Consider the following 14,970-nt stretch of genomic DNA (forward strand, 5'->3'; position numbering starts at 1 on the left):
GAAAGGAGAACAGACGATGGCTGCCATTACGACACCGAAACAAACGGACCCGACACCAGAACTACAAACGAATCACCGCAAAATTGCTTCGTTGATTTCAATCGTCCCAGGTTTAGGGCAACTGTATAATAAACAATTTTTAAAAGGGGCGATATTCTTTATCGTCGTCCTGTCATATTTTTTAGTCAATTTTGATTTGTTTTTTAAAGGAGCCGGGAATGGACCAGGGGATCGCGGTGCGATCTGGGGTCTGATTACACTCGGTGAGGTAGCAGGCGTAAGGGGAGATCACTCGATTTTCTTAATGGTCGAGGGAATCATCGCGTTGATTTTACTTGTGTTTGGTATCGCCATTTACGTCTGGAACTTTATCGATGCGTATCGAATCGGTAAACTACGTGATTTAAATGTAGAAGTACCTTCATTGAAGATGCAGCTACGGAATTTCCGTGATAACGGGTTCCCGTATGCCATGCTGATTCCATCGTTGGTACTACTCGTCTTCACAGTCGTTTTACCGTTGATTTTTACATTCTTGATTGCTTTTACGAACTATAAATTCAATAACTCGCCACCAGCCAAGCTCGTCGACTGGATTGGCATTCAAAACTTCTTAAACATTTTCACGGTCGATATTTTCCGTGATACGTTCATCAGTGTGTTAGGTTGGACGCTCGTTTGGACAGTTGCTTCGACGACAGGTGTCATCGCAATCGGAATTGGTCTGGCTGTTCTCTTGAACCAAAAAGGTCTTAAAGGGAAACGATTCTTCCGTTCAATTTTGATTTTATCGTGGGCGGTACCGGCTTTTATCACGATTTTGATTTTCCGTTCAATGTTCAATGAAACATTTGGCGTCTTTAACACGACGTTGCTCCCGGCGATCGGAATAGGCGGTGGTGTCGAGTGGATGACTGACCCGACGTACACACGTCTCGCACTGATCGGGATTCAGTGGTGGCTCGGATTCCCGTACATCATGACGCTCACGACAGGAATCTTACAGTCGATTCCGGAAGATCTATATGAAGCAGCGACGATTGACGGGGCGACTTCAGGTGAAAAATTCCGTTTGATCACGTTACCGATGATTTTATTCGCGACAGCTCCAATCTTAATTACGCAATACACGTTTAACTTCAATAACTTCAACATCATCTATCTCTTTAACAATGGTGGACCGGCTGTACCGGGGCAATCTGCGGGTGGAACCGATATCTTAATCTCCTGGATCTATAAGCTATCGCTCGGTTCGAATCCACAGTATGGTTTCGCAGCAGCAATTACACTCGTACTGTCGTTCTTCATCATGACGATTGCCGTCATTCAGTTTAAACGTTCAAAATCATTCAAAGATGAGGATATGATCTAATGAGAAAACAAAACCGAATCAATATGGCGTTGTCATACCTCATTTTGACGATCGCCTCGATTATTATTGTCTATCCACTGCTTTGGGTTGTCGGGACTTCGCTCAACCCGGGGAAAAGCATTACTTCGGACATCTTCCCGAGTAATCCGACACTCATCCATTACTTCGATCTGTTCGATGCGACACAAACGGATTACGGCATGTGGTATCTCAATACAATCAAGATTGCTGTCATCACGATGGTCGTCTCGGTCGCATTGATCACGTTAACGGGCTATATCTTTTCACGTTACCGGTTCGTCGGACGAAAAAATTCGTTGATTTTGTTCCTCGTCTTGCAGATGGTCCCGCAATTCGTTGCCATCATCGCGATTTATGTGTTGCTCAACATGCTCGATTTGTTCGATACACATCTTGCGTTGATTCTTTTATACTCTGGTGGAGCGATTCCGATGAATACGTATCTCGCCAAAGGATATTTTGATACAATACCAAAAGAGCTAGATGAAGCGGCACGAATGGATGGGGCAGGTCATCTTCGGATTTTCTGGCAAATCATCCTTCCGCTTGCTAAACCAATGGTTGCTGTCATCGCTTTGTTCAATTTCATGGCACCGTTCAATGATTTCATCCTGGCGTCACTCGTTCTCCGTTCGCCGGAGAAACAGACGCTTGCGGTCGGATTATACAACATGGTTTCTGAGCAATTCGATAACAACTTCACGTTGTTTGCGGCAGGTGCCGTTTTATCTGCAGTCCCAATCGTCCTTCTGTTCTTCGCCTTCCAGCGCTACTTCGTATCTGGATTGACGGCAGGTGGAACGAAAGGGTAATAAAGGAGGAATTAGCGGCATGAGACGAGGCGTGATGCTTCTCTTCTTGCCGCTTCTCTTGTCTTTCGGACTTTTTCCGCAGACGAGTGAAGCAGCAAATTGGGAAAAGGAACGAATGTATTTTATTATGGTCGACCGGTTTGAGAACGGGAAAACGAGTAATGATATCGATGTGAACAAGGACGATCCGAAAGCTTATCATGGTGGTGATTTGGCAGGGGTGACGAAACGCCTTGATTACATAAAAGATGAAGGATTCACGTCAATCTGGTTGACACCAATCTTTAAGAATCGACCGAATGGCTATCATGGCTACTGGACGGAGGATTATTATAAAATCGATCCCCATTTCGGAACGAAAGACGAGTTCAAGCAACTCGTCGATGAGGCACATGAGCGTGACATCAAAGTTGTTCTTGATTTAGTTGTCAATCATCTCGGACCAAATCATCCGCTTGTCGAAGAAAAGCCGGATTGGTTCCATGAAGAACAACCGATTATGAATTGGAACAATCAAGTCGAAGTCGAAAACAACTGGTTATTTGATTTGCCAGATTTCAATACTGAAAATCCAGAAGTCGTCGATTATTTGGTTGACGTCGCGAATTACTGGGTCGATGAGACAGGAATCGATGGGTATCGTCTCGATACAGTCCGTCATGTTCCGCCGGCATTTTGGAAGGAATTCATTCCGGCCGTCAAAGAAAAACATCCGGACTTATTTTTACTCGGAGAGGTATTCGATGGTGATCCGCGAAAGATTGCGACCTATTCAGAGCTTGGATTTGATTCCGTGACGAACTTTCCTTTCTATTACGGGATAAAAGATCAATTTGCCCGCAAAAATGGTTCAGCGGAAGAACTCGATTCAGTTTATAATCGAGATATCACATTTAATCCGAAAGCGATGTCGCTCGCGACATTCATTGATAATCATGATTTGAAACGATTCATTACAGAAGCGAAAATCGGTGGAACTTCAGATGAAGAACGCCAATTACGCCTCGCGTTATTCGCCCTATATGCTGCTCCAGGTATGCCGGTCGTCTATCAAGGAACGGAAGTCGCCATGCCGGGTGGTGAAGATCCGGGGAACCGGATGATGATGGAGTTTGATAAAAATGAAAAGATGCAGGAGTATGTAAAAACGTTGAATCAGATGCGTCAAGACTACCCAGCGTTCGCGACAGGGAAGCAACGCTTGTTAGGAAAGACGGATCATATGGCAGTATACGCTCGAGAATCAAAAAATCAGACGGCGATTTACGCAATCAATCTAGGAGAGAAGAAAACGACGATGCGGATTAAAGCTTCTGAAATCGGTGATGATCAACGTCTGCGAGGATTATTATTTTCCGATCTCGTCCGACAAGATGGAGATGCCTATGAAATTACATTGGATGGCAGTAGTGCGAATGGATATATCTTAGAAGATTCTCAAGTGAACTGGTGGTCACTTGTTGCGATTGGATCGATTGCCCCAATCCTTGCGTTGATTCTTCTCTTGGTCCATCGGAGACGCGTCAATCGTTCGAACGAAAAACAATAAAATACATTTGTAGGGAAATGATGAGGTGAAGGGGATGCAAGTCACAATTAAAGACGTCGCTAGGGAAGCGAACGTCGCACCATCGACGGTCTCACGTGTCATCGCGAATAGTCCGCGAATCAGTCAAAAAACAAAAGAACGTGTTCGACAAGCAATGGAAGATCTCGGTTATTATCCGAACGTCCATGCTCGGAGTTTAGCGAACCGGACGACGCAAGCAATTGGTCTCGTCATGCCGAGCGCAGCGACGAAAACACTTCAAAACCCATTCTTTTCAGAAGTCATCCGTGGAATCAGTACGAAAGCGCATCAAAACGGGTACTCGCTTTATATGACGACAGGCGTGTCGGAAGAAGAAGTATATGAGGGCGTCGTCTCGATGGTTCAGGGCCGTCGCGTCGACGGAGTTGTCGTTTTATATTCAAGAACCGATGATAAAGTCGTACAATTTCTTCAAGAATCGAAGTTTCCCTTCGTCGTCGTCGGGAAACCGTTCAGTGACTCATCGCAAGTCACGTATGTCGATACGGATAATTACCTTGCCGGTCGTGAAGTGACGAAGTATTTGCATCAGCTCGGACATGAATGTATTGCCTTCGTTGGCGGGTCACAAGACTTAGCGGTCACGCAAGAACGCGTCGGTGGGTATAAAACGGCTTTAATGGAAGAGGGTCTTCCGGTCGAAGATAACTATATCGTCAGTGCACCCTTCATGACGACTGGTGGGGCTGACGCCGTTAAACGATTGATGTCACTCGATCATCCGCCGACTGCCGTCGTCGTCAGTGATGATATGATGGCGCTCGGCGTCATGAGTACGTTGAATGAGATGGGGATTAGTGTCCCGGACCAAATGGCGGTCGTCAGTTTCAATAACCTGTTCATCGCTGAGTTTTCGAGTCCGCCATTGACATCGGTCGAAATCAATATCTTTGGTCTAGGGTTTGAGGCGACGAATTGTTTGATTGAACAAATCAATGAAGATGCGACGCCGTATGGTAAACGTGTTATCGTCCCGCATTACCTCGTCGTTCGTCAATCTTGCGGGGGTTCGAAAAACGAATGAAAACCAGTGACTTCATCTCGCCCGGAACGGGGATCGAGATGAAGTTTTTTTGTGCTGTGAACAAAAACTAGTAGGAAACCAAAGTGGAAAGTAAGTTATTGGGAACGGTTTCACAAAAAGAAATTTATTTTCGTGCAAACGATTGCATTAGTGTGTTTTATGTGTAAAATAAAGAATGTACAGAAATATTGAAACGCTTACAAATGACGCTGAAAGCGTTCGAAATCGGCAATGATAAAAGGAGCGACTACTGATGAAACGATTATTTGATGTGAATGAGTGGAAAATCATAGAACAGGGATTTCATCCCGAGGATAACCGTCTCGCCGAATCGATGACTTCGATTGGGAATGGACATATGGGGATGCGTGGAAATTTTGAAGAAGATTACTCAGGAGATACACACCAAGGGATGTATGTGGCAGGTGTCTATTATCCGGATAAAACACGTGTCGGCTGGTGGAAAAATGGCTATCCCGAGTACTTCGCAAAGGTATTGAACGCAGTCAACATCATGGGTGTACGTGTTTCGATCAATGGTAAGAATGTCGATTTGAACGAGTGGGAAGTCGTCGATTTTAAGCGTGAACTCGACATGCAACACGGTGTTTTGACACGAACGATGTTGCTGAAGAATGGTGTCGAAGAGACGAAGATTGAATCGACACGATTCTTCTCAATCGTGACAAAGGAAATCGCAGCACTCCGTTATACGGTCACACCAATCAACTTTGAAGCGGAAATCATCATCGAGTCGTATCTTGATGCGGACGTCGAGAACGAGGATTCGAACTATGATGAAAAATTCTGGCTCCCGGTCGAACATGGAACGGAAGAACGTTTCGGATATGTCACGTCGAAAACAAAAAAACTCGATTGGCATGTAACGGCGGCGATGATTACAGACGTGGAAGGAGCGGTGTGTGAAGTCGTTGAAGGCACATCACAATATGTGGCGAACCGCTTTACGAAACAAGTCGAATCGGGTGAAGCAGCGACAGTTGAAAAAGTAGTCGCCCTCGTGACGAACCGTGATTATGAAGTCGAAGATTTACTGGAGCAAGCAATGAAGCGTGTCAATGAAGCGTTCGAACTGGGATTCGATGCCGTCCTCGCACAGCATGAGGCCGCTTGGTTGAAGCACTGGGAAGAAGCAGACGTTAAAATCGAAGGGGACGTCGAAGCGCAACAAGGGATTCGCTTCAACATCTTCCATATGTTCCAAACCTATACTGGAGAAGATTCACGTCTGAACATCGGACCGAAAGGATTCACTGGTGAAAAATACGGTGGCGCGACCTACTGGGATACGGAAGCTTATTGTCTCAACTTCTACCTTGCGACATCCAAACCTGACGTCGCGTGGAACTTGCTGAAATACCGTCACAATCAGTTGCCGCAAGCAAAAGAGAATGCGGACAAGAACGTCGGTATGAAAGGTGCACTCTATCCGATGGTCACGATGAACGGGGAAGAGTGTCACAACGAGTGGGAAATCACCCATGAAGAAATTTACCGGAACGGCGCGATTGCGCATGCGATTTATAACTATACGAACTACACAGGGGATACGTCATACCTCGGACAATACGGGTTTGAAGTCCTTGTCGAAATTGCGCGGTACTGGGCGAGCCGTGTCAACTATGTCCCGCAAAAAGACGTCTACATGATCCTTGGTGTGACAGGACCGAATGAATATGAAAATAACGTCAACAATAACTGGTACACGAACTTGATGGCAGCATGGTGCCTTGAATACGCGCAAACCGTCCATCGTCATTTAGCGGACAACGAGCCGGATCGTCTAGCCGAATTGATGCATCAATTAGCATTGACGGACGAAGAGCTTGCGCAGTGGGCCGGCATCGATCAAAAAATGTATTATCCAAAAGATGAGACGGAGCCGGCAGTTTTCATGCAACAAGACGGTTTCATGGATAAAGAACAAATCATGGTGGCTGATCTTGATCCGAAACACCTGCCGCTCAATCAGAACTGGTCGTGGGACCGTGTTCTCCGGTCGGTCTTCATTAAACAAGCGGACGTCCTGCAAGGACTTTACTTCTTGACGGATCGTTTCTCGATCGAACAAAAGAAAGCGAACTTCGATTTCTATGAACCGCGTACGGTGCATGAATCGTCGCTCTCACCTTGTATCTATTCCATTATTGCCGCTGAAGTCGGATATGAAGAAAAGGCGGTTGAATTGTATCAACGTTCTGCGCGCCTTGATCTGGATAACTACAACAATGATACGGAAGACGGTCTCCACATCACGTCGATGGTCGGATCATGGATGTCGATCGTGCATGGTTTTGCCGGACTCCGTGTTCAAGAAGGAGTATTATCCTTCAATCCGATGTTACCGCAAGGCTGGACGAGTTATTCGTTCCGGATGCAGTGGCGCGGCCACCATATCCATATTCACGTCAAACAAAATGAAATCTCAATCGAGCAATCTGCAGGTGAAGCATTCTCGTTGAAACTCCATAATCAAGTCATTGACGTACCAGCTGAAGGTAGCGTCACGGTTCCGTCTTCGATGACGGTCTAAACGTTAGGACGAATCGGATCCATAGGCTTAAAACGAAACCGGACGATTTTCGAAATTCTTGTTGAATCTCGAAAAATCGTCCGGTTTCTTTGTCATTTTCGTTTAGTCATCGTGCTGACACATGAAAGCGCTACCGAAAAAAGAAATCAATTTCTTTCGCATTCTTGACTATCCGCTGTCATTTGTTATGTGCTAAAGTGTTCCAAGATAGTTCAAGCAGGAGAGGAGAACGAGGTGTGACAGCAGTTGTGAAGGAAAATATTTTAAAGGTAATGGTCGCTTCGATTGGCGGGTTCGTCATTGCGGTCGCAATGAACTGGTTCTTGATTCCAAGTGGCGTTTATTCGACAGGATTTACGGGGCTTGCCCAAATCCTGACTCAGGTTTTACAGGACACGGCATTTGCGTTCGGTGAGAACGTTTGGTTTTTAGCCCTCAATATTCCATTGATCATTTTGGCGTGGATTATGCTCGGTCGTAGCTTTACGATCATTACGCTGATTTCTGTTTTAGCGACAACGATCTTTATCGGTTTGATTCCACAATATGCTGTCATTCCGGGTGACCAAACATTAAACGCAGTCTTTGGTGGTGTCTTGCTTGCGATTGGAACAGGAATCACGATTAAATTCGGTGCGTCGACCGGTGGCTTCGATATCGTCGCCTTGATTTTTGCCCGGTTCTCGGACCGAAGTGTCGGTCTTTATTTATTCGTTTTGAATTTTTTGATTGCCATCCTTGCCGGCGCATTGTTCGGTTGGTCGACAGCACTCTATACGATTGTCTTTATCTACGTGACGTCGAAAGTGGTCGATGAGATTCATACAAGCAATCAGCGCCTGACAATCTTCATCATCACGAACCATGCCGATGATATCACGATGGCACTGCACCAACATATCATTCGCGGAATCACACAGATGCCGTCGATCGGAACGTATTCACGGGCCGAAAAATCGACGCTGATGATGGTCATCGAACGACATGAACTGCGGGATATCGAACGGATTTGCCGTGACGCGGATGAAACCGTCTTTATCAATGTCGTACCAACCGATTCAGTCGTTGGTTACTTCCGAAAAGGATAGAACAAAAAACGCATCTTCTTGAGTAACGACATTTGTCGGTCAAGGGGATGCGTTTTTTTATCATCAGGCGAGTCCGAGGACATGCTTCAAGTAATAGGCGATGCCATCGTCTTCATTTCGTTTTGTCGTCCCGTTCGCAAGTAATTTGAGTGGTCCGATCGCATTGCCCATCGCGACACCGTGCCCCGCATACTCAATCATTTCTAAATCGTTTTCTTCGTCACCGAAAGCAACGATTTGTTTCTGTTCAATTCCGAGATGTCGTGCGATTTGCTCAAGACCAATCGCTTTGCTCGTTCCTTTACGCATGACTTCGACCATATACTCGGGCTTGATCCACTGACGGTTCAAGACGGTCTCGGCATGAATGTCTGACAGCTCCGACCGGATTTCGTTAACGTGTTCACCCTTGGCATGAATCAACAGGGAGGTCGGTTCATGTTGGAGCAGCCTCCGCAAATCACCAGTCGTCACGGACAGGGCATGGTCTGTATAAAATTCGTAAATCCCGACCGGATCACGTTGGAAATAGACATGATCGGTCACTTCACAGACGATGTTTTGTGTTTTCGTATCAGCAACGGACTCGAGAATATGTTGCACGGTTTTTAACGGAATCGGATGATGACTGACTTGAAAGTGAGGATCATTCGGATGATGAACGAAACCTCCATTGAAATTAACGATTGGTGTCGTTAAACCAAGTTCTTCATAGTAGCGCTTCGCGTGGCGAAACGGACGACCTGTCGCGATGACGACTTCATGACCATTTTCACGCGCTTTGTGCAGTGCGGCAATATTTGCAGGACTGATCGTCTTGTCGTCTTTTAAGAGTGTACCGTCGAGGTCGACGGCAATAAGATGACGTTTCATACATTCACCAACTTCGCTTTAGATTCTTTCCTCATTACTTTAGCATATGGACCGGTAGAAAACAGGGAAGTGACTGTTTTGAACAAAAAGGAAAACGCTTAAAAAAATCCGATTAAAGCTGTCGGATGATTTAAAAAATGATATACTACGAGACGTAGGACTAATAAAAGTAAGTTATGGAAATGGAGGGGAAAGAATGCGTTTTCTCGTTACATTCTTTTGGTCGTTCTTACTCGTGAACACAGCTGTGTTCATCGTATCAGCGGTCGATGCAGTTACGTATAACTTTGGATTTGCGACAGCGATGTCAGTCGTGACGTCACTTGTTGTCTTCGCACTTGATGCAGTCAACGAAGATCTTGGTCTTGGTCAAGGGACAAAGGCAGAATAACTTGAAAGCGAGGTATCGTCACTGGGCGATATGCTCGCTTTTTATCGTTTATAGTGAGGGGGAAGAGGCTTGATTTTAATTAAACAAGCACTTGTTAACGAGATCCCGACGGATGTACTTGTCGGAGGTGGAACGATTCTAGGAATCGGGACATATAATATCGATCAGGAATTGCTTGAACAAACGATTGACGGGACGGGGAAGCGACTCGTTCCAGGATTGATCGATGGCCATGTTCATCCGATTGGCGGAGGTGGGGAAGGCGGATTTGCTTCTCGGACGGCTCCGTTAGTCGCCAGTGATTTCTTGACGGGTGGTGTGACGACGGTCGTCGGATTACTTGGCACGGATGGTTGGACCCGGACCGGGATTGATTTACTGGCACACGTCCGCGGGTTTGCACGACACGGAATCCGGCCTTTTCTGTTGACGGGCAGCTATGCTGTCCCACCCGTTTCGATTACGGATACGATTGGTCGTGATATTATTCTCATCAATGAAGTCATCGGACTCGGGGAGATTGCAATCAATGACCACCGTTCGACCCAACCGACCGTTCAGGAGCTGACACGACTCGCAGCTGAAGCGCGTATCGCCGGGATGGTCAAAGGGGTCAATGGAACGATGAACGTCCATATTGGAGACGGAAAACAAGCGTTACATCTCCTCGAAGAAGTAGTAAGAACGTCGGATGTACCGATTGAACAATTTTTACCGACACATATCAATCGAAGTGAACGGATTTTTGAAGCCGGTCTTGCTTGGGCGAAACAAGGTGGACGGATTGATTTTACGACCTGTACGACAAAAGCCTTCATCGAAGAAGGCGAGGTGCCGGCTGGACTTGCGCTGAAACGGGCACTTGAAGCCGGGATTCCCTTACGGCAAATCACGATGTCGAGTGACGCCGGTGCGAGTTTACCAGCGTTCGATGCGGCAGGGAAACTTCTACGTATGGAGTCAGGAAAGCCGACCTCGATGTTGCAAGCGGTCGAGGAAGCGGTTCATCATGGGGTTGCGTTTACGGACGCCATTCAGACGGTCACACGAAACGTTGCCGAAGCTTATGGGATTTCCGGAGGGACAATCAAACCGGGTGAACGTGCCGACCTGTTACTGATTAGTGACGCTTTTGAAATCGATACGATTCTAGCGGGTGGTCATGCTATAATGATTCAGAAAAAATGGCTAATGCCAAAATGATGGAGGGATCGATTTGTCGAAAAAGTCTACGCGCGTGAAGCCGTCGAAAAAGTCGCAATCAAAAGCGAACTGGATTACGGCGGGTGTCATCGCATTGATCGTCATACTGGGAGCGACATTACTACTCTTCATGGATAATGAAGATTCAGCAACGAAAGATGGAAATCTAACAGCGAGTCAAGTCGCTGAAAAATTAAAGTCAGGTGACGAGTTCTATACGTATTTCTACCAGACGGGTTGTGTCCACTGTGAAAAAGTAAAACCGTACTTAGTACCGCTCGGCGAGCAACAGGATATTCCGTTTGAACAGATTGATCTTGCTGTCGAACAGTCGGCGTGGGATACATTCGGTATCGAAGGAACACCAACCGTCGTTCACTTCAAAGATGGTAAGGAAGTAAGCCGTGTCGCAGGTGAACAGACAGAAGATAGCTACAAGGAATTTTTCGCGGGTAAAAATGTTGAAGATTCTAAAGAAGAATCATCGGGTGATTTAAATGATTAAAAAATGGTTTTTTAAAAATCTATTCGAATTAAATGGACGCCCGTTCGTCGCACGTCAATTGCGGCGCTTTGCGATGAGCGAGTGGAGTCGACCGTTGATTAAACCATTCATTAAGTTGTATGACCTACAGATGCACGAAGCGAGTCAGCCGGTCGACGCGTACCCGACTCTACATGAGTTGTTCGTCCGTCACTTAAAAGAAGAAGTCCGACCGATTACGCAAGCTGAGCACGCATTCGTCAGTCCGTGCGACGGTGTTTTATCTGTCGTCGACGACTTGACGGAAGAGAGTCGCTTCACGGTCAAAGGACAAACGTATTCAGTCGCGGAATTGATTGGTTCACACCATGAAGCGGCAACGTACGTCGGTGGCCGTGTCCTGATTTTTTATCTCAGCCCACAAAATTATCATCGCGTTCATGTTCCAATCGATGGGACAGTTCGGACGAGTTATACGCTCGGGCGGGATTCTGCACCGGTCAATGATCTTGGATTGGCTTACGGAACGCGACCGCTGACACGAAACTATCGACGGGTGACGCGAATCGTCCAAGGTGCACATGCGCTTGAACACGTCATGGTCGGAGCGTTGAACGTTAACACGATCGTCCAAACGAATCATGCACGTGACATTCGTCGTGGCGACGAGTTCGGGTATTTTTCATTCGGTTCGACGGTCGTTTTAATTGCTCCAAAAGGTGCGCTTGATTTAGAAGATGATGTAACTGGTCCTGTCTTGATGGGACAAGCACTTGGTATTTGGAATTCATGAAAGCAAAAGCGCCCTTCAAGTGAAAGGGCGTTTTCTTTTGTGCATCGCTCTACGCCATTGATTGTGCTATAATCGAACGATAAGAACATAACTGTTTCTTAAACTTAACTATAGAGCTAGACCATTATCTGGAGGTTTTATTCTTGTTCAAACGACTTTATCCGAAACATTTCGTCGCATCCATTTATGATATCGATTTAGAGATGTTAAAACGAAACGGTGTCAAAGCAATTTTGACGGATCTTGATAACACGCTTGTTGCATGGGATATTGCCGATGCTCCAGACGAATTGGTGTCATGGCTGGATATGGTGAATAATCAATACGGATTTGACGTCATCATCGTCTCGAATAATAACGGCGATCGTGTCAAAAAGTTCGCGGATCCACTCGGACTTCACTATATTGCACCTGCCCGAAAACCATTACCAATCGGTTTCAAACGAGCATTAACGGAATTCGGTTACCATGCAAAAGAAGTTGTATTTCTTGGGGATCAGCTGTTTACTGATGTGCTAGGAGCAAATTCCGTAGGCATCGAAGTCATTCACGTCCAACCCGTCGTTAAAACAGACGGTGTCGTCACTAAATTCAATCGCTTGATGGAACGTCTCGTCTTCCGTCGCATGAAACGTAAAGGCATCTATAAATTGACGCAACGTGTCAAAGAAGAGCCTGAAACGGAAAAGCGGCAGGTCGAGTCACTGCGTCAAGATAAGCAACAATGACCCTGTCATACCGGTAGATGAAAGGATAGGCAGTAGTCGCAACATGTACGGCAATAGGTCGGAAGTTACGCTCTTGGAGTAGCGTGCAGGGTGCTACGTTGAATAGAGAAGGGAAAGTTCCCGATGCGGCTCAACACACATATGAACGAAGAAATTCATTGCGCCGGCTGTGGTGTCGAGATTCAAACAGAGGATCCGAAAGCACCAGGTTATGCGCCTAAATCTGCACTTGACCGTGAAATGGTCATTTGCCAACGTTGTTTTAAACTGAAACACTACAACCAAATTCAAGACGTTGCATTGACGGACGATGATTTTGTCAAAATTTTAGACGGAATCGGTCAAAAAGATGCACTCGTCGTTAAAATCGTTGATATTTTTGATTTCAACGGAAGTTGGTTACCAGGATTACACCGCTTCGTCGGAAAAAATGATGTCCTGCTTGTCGGGAATAAGGCAGATTTGTTGCCGAAATCACTTAATCCGAATCGTTTGATGAACTGGATGCGCCAAACATCAAAGGAACTGGGCTTACGTCCGGTAGATGTTCACTTGATTAGTGCGAAAAAAGGGCATGGCGTCGATGAATTAGCCGAGAAGATTGACTACTATCGTAAAGGGCGCGACGTTTACGTCGTCGGCTGTACGAACGTTGGGAAATCAACGCTCATCAACCAAGTCATTAAACGTTTTGGTGAAGAAGAAGAGGCCGTCATCACCGTCAGTCACTTCCCAGGAACGACACTCGATTTGATCGACATTCCGCTAGACGATAACTGTAACCTGTACGACACGCCAGGAATCATCAATCATCATCAGATGGCGCACTATGTCGACGCGCGCGACTTGAAATTGATTACGCCGAAAAAAGAAATCAAACCACAAGTCTTCCAAATCCACCCGCAACAAACGTTATTCTTTGGTGGTTTAGCACGCCTTGACTACATGGAAGGGAACAAACGTTCATTCGTCATCTATATGTCAAATGAACTCAAAGTTCACCGGACGAAGTTAGATAAGGCGGACGATCTTTATGCAAATCATAATGGAGAGTTATTATCGCCTCCGAATGAAAAAACGCTTGAGATGTTACCACCGCTCGTTCGTCATGAGTTCAGCTTACGTGACAATATGAAAACAGATATCGTCTTCAGTGGACTCGGTTGGGTTGCAGTTCACGGAAAAGGTGGACGAGTAGCTGCCTACGCGCCTAAAGGTGTTGCTGTTTCCTTACGTGAGGCGCTCGTCTGATGCGTTTCGCTGTCATCGGTCATCCGATTGCCCATTCACTTTCACCCGTGCTGCACGAGGCATGGCTGGAAGCGGCTGGGCTTTTCGGCTGTTATAGTATGATAGATGTCGAAGCAGACGATTTAGAGCAGGTCGTTCGGCAATTACGGATGCGCGAGCTCGACGGGATTAATGTCACGATTCCCTATAAGACGGCAATCATCCCGTTTCTCGATCGACTCGAGCCTTCTGCTGAAAAAGCAGGGGCGGTCAATACGGTCTATTTTGACGGGACGGAACTGGTCGGTGCGAATACGGACGGTACGGGATTCGTTCGTGCCTTGTCCGCAAGACAATCGTCAGAAAACATTCTTGTGATTGGCGCGGGCGGGGCGGCGCGAGGAATCGTCGCAGCGCTCGACGGGACTGTCACAATCATGAACCGGACGAATCAACGCGCGCGCGCGCTTGCCGCTGAATTTCAGGCGCAGGCAATCGACTGGTCGGAGTCACCAGATTTAACGCCGTATGACACAATCATCAATACGACATCGGTCGGTATGATGCCACGCATCGAAGCGACACCAATCGTATTGACCGAGACGACGGCACTGATTTGTGATATTATTTATCGACCGACTCTGACGCAACTACTACGTGATGCCTCGGCTCGAGGACTCACGACACTAGACGGCGTCCCGATGTTCGTTTTACAAGCGGCTGAAGCATTTGAACGCTTCACCGGTCATGCACCTGATCTTACGCTTGGTGAGCAGGTGATTCGAAAGCAATTGGAGGAATATTGA

Annotated in this window: 14 protein-coding genes; 13 read left to right on the plus strand and 1 reads right to left on the minus strand. The window is 46.5% G+C overall.

The genetic code is table 11. The annotated features are described in order from the left end of the window. The first annotated feature begins 16 nt into the window (after positions 1-16). The 6 genes from AC0VYQ_RS04075 to AC0VYQ_RS04100 all read left to right on the plus strand — a co-directional run bounded on the left by AC0VYQ_RS04075 (position 17) and on the right by AC0VYQ_RS04100 (position 8,462). Positions 17-1,372: a carbohydrate ABC transporter permease gene (locus AC0VYQ_RS04075; RefSeq protein ID WP_088836503.1), complete on the plus strand. Its 1,356-nt coding sequence runs from the start codon at positions 17-19 to the stop codon at positions 1,370-1,372. After that, a complete protein-coding gene (locus AC0VYQ_RS04080) occupies positions 1,372-2,205 on the plus strand; it encodes a sugar ABC transporter permease (RefSeq protein WP_029332873.1) in 834 nt (277 codons plus the stop codon). The genes AC0VYQ_RS04075 and AC0VYQ_RS04080 overlap by 1 nt, the downstream gene beginning before the upstream one ends. Before the next feature lie 19 nt (positions 2,206-2,224). Further along, positions 2,225-3,754 carry an alpha-amylase family glycosyl hydrolase gene (locus AC0VYQ_RS04085; RefSeq protein WP_475404294.1) on the plus strand — a complete coding sequence of 510 codons (1,530 nt, stop codon included), beginning with the start codon at positions 2,225-2,227 and terminating at the stop codon, positions 3,752-3,754. Between the two features lie 34 nt (positions 3,755-3,788). Continuing rightward, entirely contained in the window at positions 3,789-4,820 is a 1,032-nt protein-coding gene (locus AC0VYQ_RS04090; RefSeq protein WP_029332875.1) for a LacI family DNA-binding transcriptional regulator, read from the plus strand. Positions 4,821-5,073: 253 nt separating this feature from the next. Then, positions 5,074-7,374, plus strand: coding sequence for a glycoside hydrolase family 65 protein (locus AC0VYQ_RS04095; RefSeq protein WP_475404295.1), 2,301 nt, complete (start codon positions 5,074-5,076; stop codon positions 7,372-7,374). Between the two features lie 236 nt (positions 7,375-7,610). Beyond that, a complete protein-coding gene (locus AC0VYQ_RS04100; RefSeq protein ID WP_029332877.1) occupies positions 7,611-8,462 on the plus strand; it encodes a YitT family protein in 852 nt (283 codons plus the stop codon). Between the two features lie 63 nt (positions 8,463-8,525). Here the strand turns inward: AC0VYQ_RS04100 and AC0VYQ_RS04105 are convergent, their stop codons facing one another. Continuing rightward, entirely contained in the window at positions 8,526-9,335 is an 810-nt protein-coding gene (locus AC0VYQ_RS04105) for a Cof-type HAD-IIB family hydrolase (protein ID WP_475404296.1), read from the minus strand. A gap of 196 nt (positions 9,336-9,531) precedes the next feature. On the opposite strand from AC0VYQ_RS04105, the gene AC0VYQ_RS04110 reads away from it, so the two are divergent. From AC0VYQ_RS04110 to aroE, 7 genes are all read left to right on the plus strand, one after another. Next, positions 9,532-9,726: a YjzD family protein gene (locus AC0VYQ_RS04110; RefSeq protein ID WP_012369663.1), complete on the plus strand. Its 195-nt coding sequence runs from the start codon at positions 9,532-9,534 to the stop codon at positions 9,724-9,726. A 69-nt stretch (positions 9,727-9,795) separates the two neighbouring features. After that, positions 9,796-10,929: a beta-aspartyl-peptidase gene (gene iadA, locus AC0VYQ_RS04115; RefSeq protein ID WP_475404297.1), complete on the plus strand. Its 1,134-nt coding sequence runs from the start codon at positions 9,796-9,798 to the stop codon at positions 10,927-10,929. 13 nt (positions 10,930-10,942) lie between these two features. Next, positions 10,943-11,434, plus strand: a complete 492-nt coding sequence (locus tag AC0VYQ_RS04120; protein WP_475404298.1) for a thioredoxin family protein — start codon at positions 10,943-10,945, stop codon at positions 11,432-11,434. Continuing rightward, positions 11,427-12,206 carry a phosphatidylserine decarboxylase gene (locus tag AC0VYQ_RS04125; protein ID WP_475404299.1) on the plus strand — a complete coding sequence of 260 codons (780 nt, stop codon included), beginning with the start codon at positions 11,427-11,429 and terminating at the stop codon, positions 12,204-12,206. The genes AC0VYQ_RS04120 and AC0VYQ_RS04125 overlap by 8 nt, the downstream gene beginning before the upstream one ends. Positions 12,207-12,349: 143 nt before the next feature. Next, positions 12,350-12,934 (plus strand): YqeG family HAD IIIA-type phosphatase, encoded by a 585-nt coding sequence (locus AC0VYQ_RS04130; RefSeq protein ID WP_029332882.1) that lies wholly within the window; start codon positions 12,350-12,352, stop codon positions 12,932-12,934. A 141-nt stretch (positions 12,935-13,075) separates the two neighbouring features. Beyond that, positions 13,076-14,185: a ribosome biogenesis GTPase YqeH gene (gene yqeH, locus AC0VYQ_RS04135; RefSeq protein ID WP_029332883.1), complete on the plus strand. Its 1,110-nt coding sequence runs from the start codon at positions 13,076-13,078 to the stop codon at positions 14,183-14,185. Then, positions 14,185-14,970, plus strand: a complete 786-nt coding sequence (gene aroE, locus AC0VYQ_RS04140; RefSeq protein WP_475404300.1) for a shikimate dehydrogenase — start codon at positions 14,185-14,187, stop codon at positions 14,968-14,970. Before yqeH ends, aroE begins: the two co-directional genes overlap by 1 nt.

The sequence above is a fragment of the Exiguobacterium sp. QJM3NY_9 genome, assembly GCF_056173545.1.

Bases quoted from the DNA above. Each gene is read 5' to 3' on its own strand.
- AC0VYQ_RS04075 (WP_088836503.1), top strand. From the start codon at position 17: ATGGCTGCCATTACGACACCGAAACAAACGGACCCGACACCAGAACTA.
- AC0VYQ_RS04080 (WP_029332873.1), top strand. From the start codon at position 1,372: ATGAGAAAACAAAACCGAATCAATATGGCGTTGTCATACCTCATTTTG.
- AC0VYQ_RS04085 (WP_475404294.1), top strand. From the start codon at position 2,225: ATGAGACGAGGCGTGATGCTTCTCTTCTTGCCGCTTCTCTTGTCTTTC.
- AC0VYQ_RS04090 (WP_029332875.1), top strand. From the start codon at position 3,789: ATGCAAGTCACAATTAAAGACGTCGCTAGGGAAGCGAACGTCGCACCA.
- AC0VYQ_RS04095 (WP_475404295.1), top strand. From the start codon at position 5,074: ATGAAACGATTATTTGATGTGAATGAGTGGAAAATCATAGAACAGGGA.
- AC0VYQ_RS04105 (WP_475404296.1), bottom strand. From the start codon at position 9,335: ATGAAACGTCATCTTATTGCCGTCGACCTCGACGGTACACTCTTAAAA.
- AC0VYQ_RS04110 (WP_012369663.1), top strand. From the start codon at position 9,532: ATGCGTTTTCTCGTTACATTCTTTTGGTCGTTCTTACTCGTGAACACA.
- AC0VYQ_RS04125 (WP_475404299.1), top strand. From the start codon at position 11,427: ATGATTAAAAAATGGTTTTTTAAAAATCTATTCGAATTAAATGGACGC.
- yqeH (WP_029332883.1), top strand. From the start codon at position 13,076: ATGAACGAAGAAATTCATTGCGCCGGCTGTGGTGTCGAGATTCAAACA.
- aroE (WP_475404300.1), top strand. From the start codon at position 14,185: ATGCGTTTCGCTGTCATCGGTCATCCGATTGCCCATTCACTTTCACCC.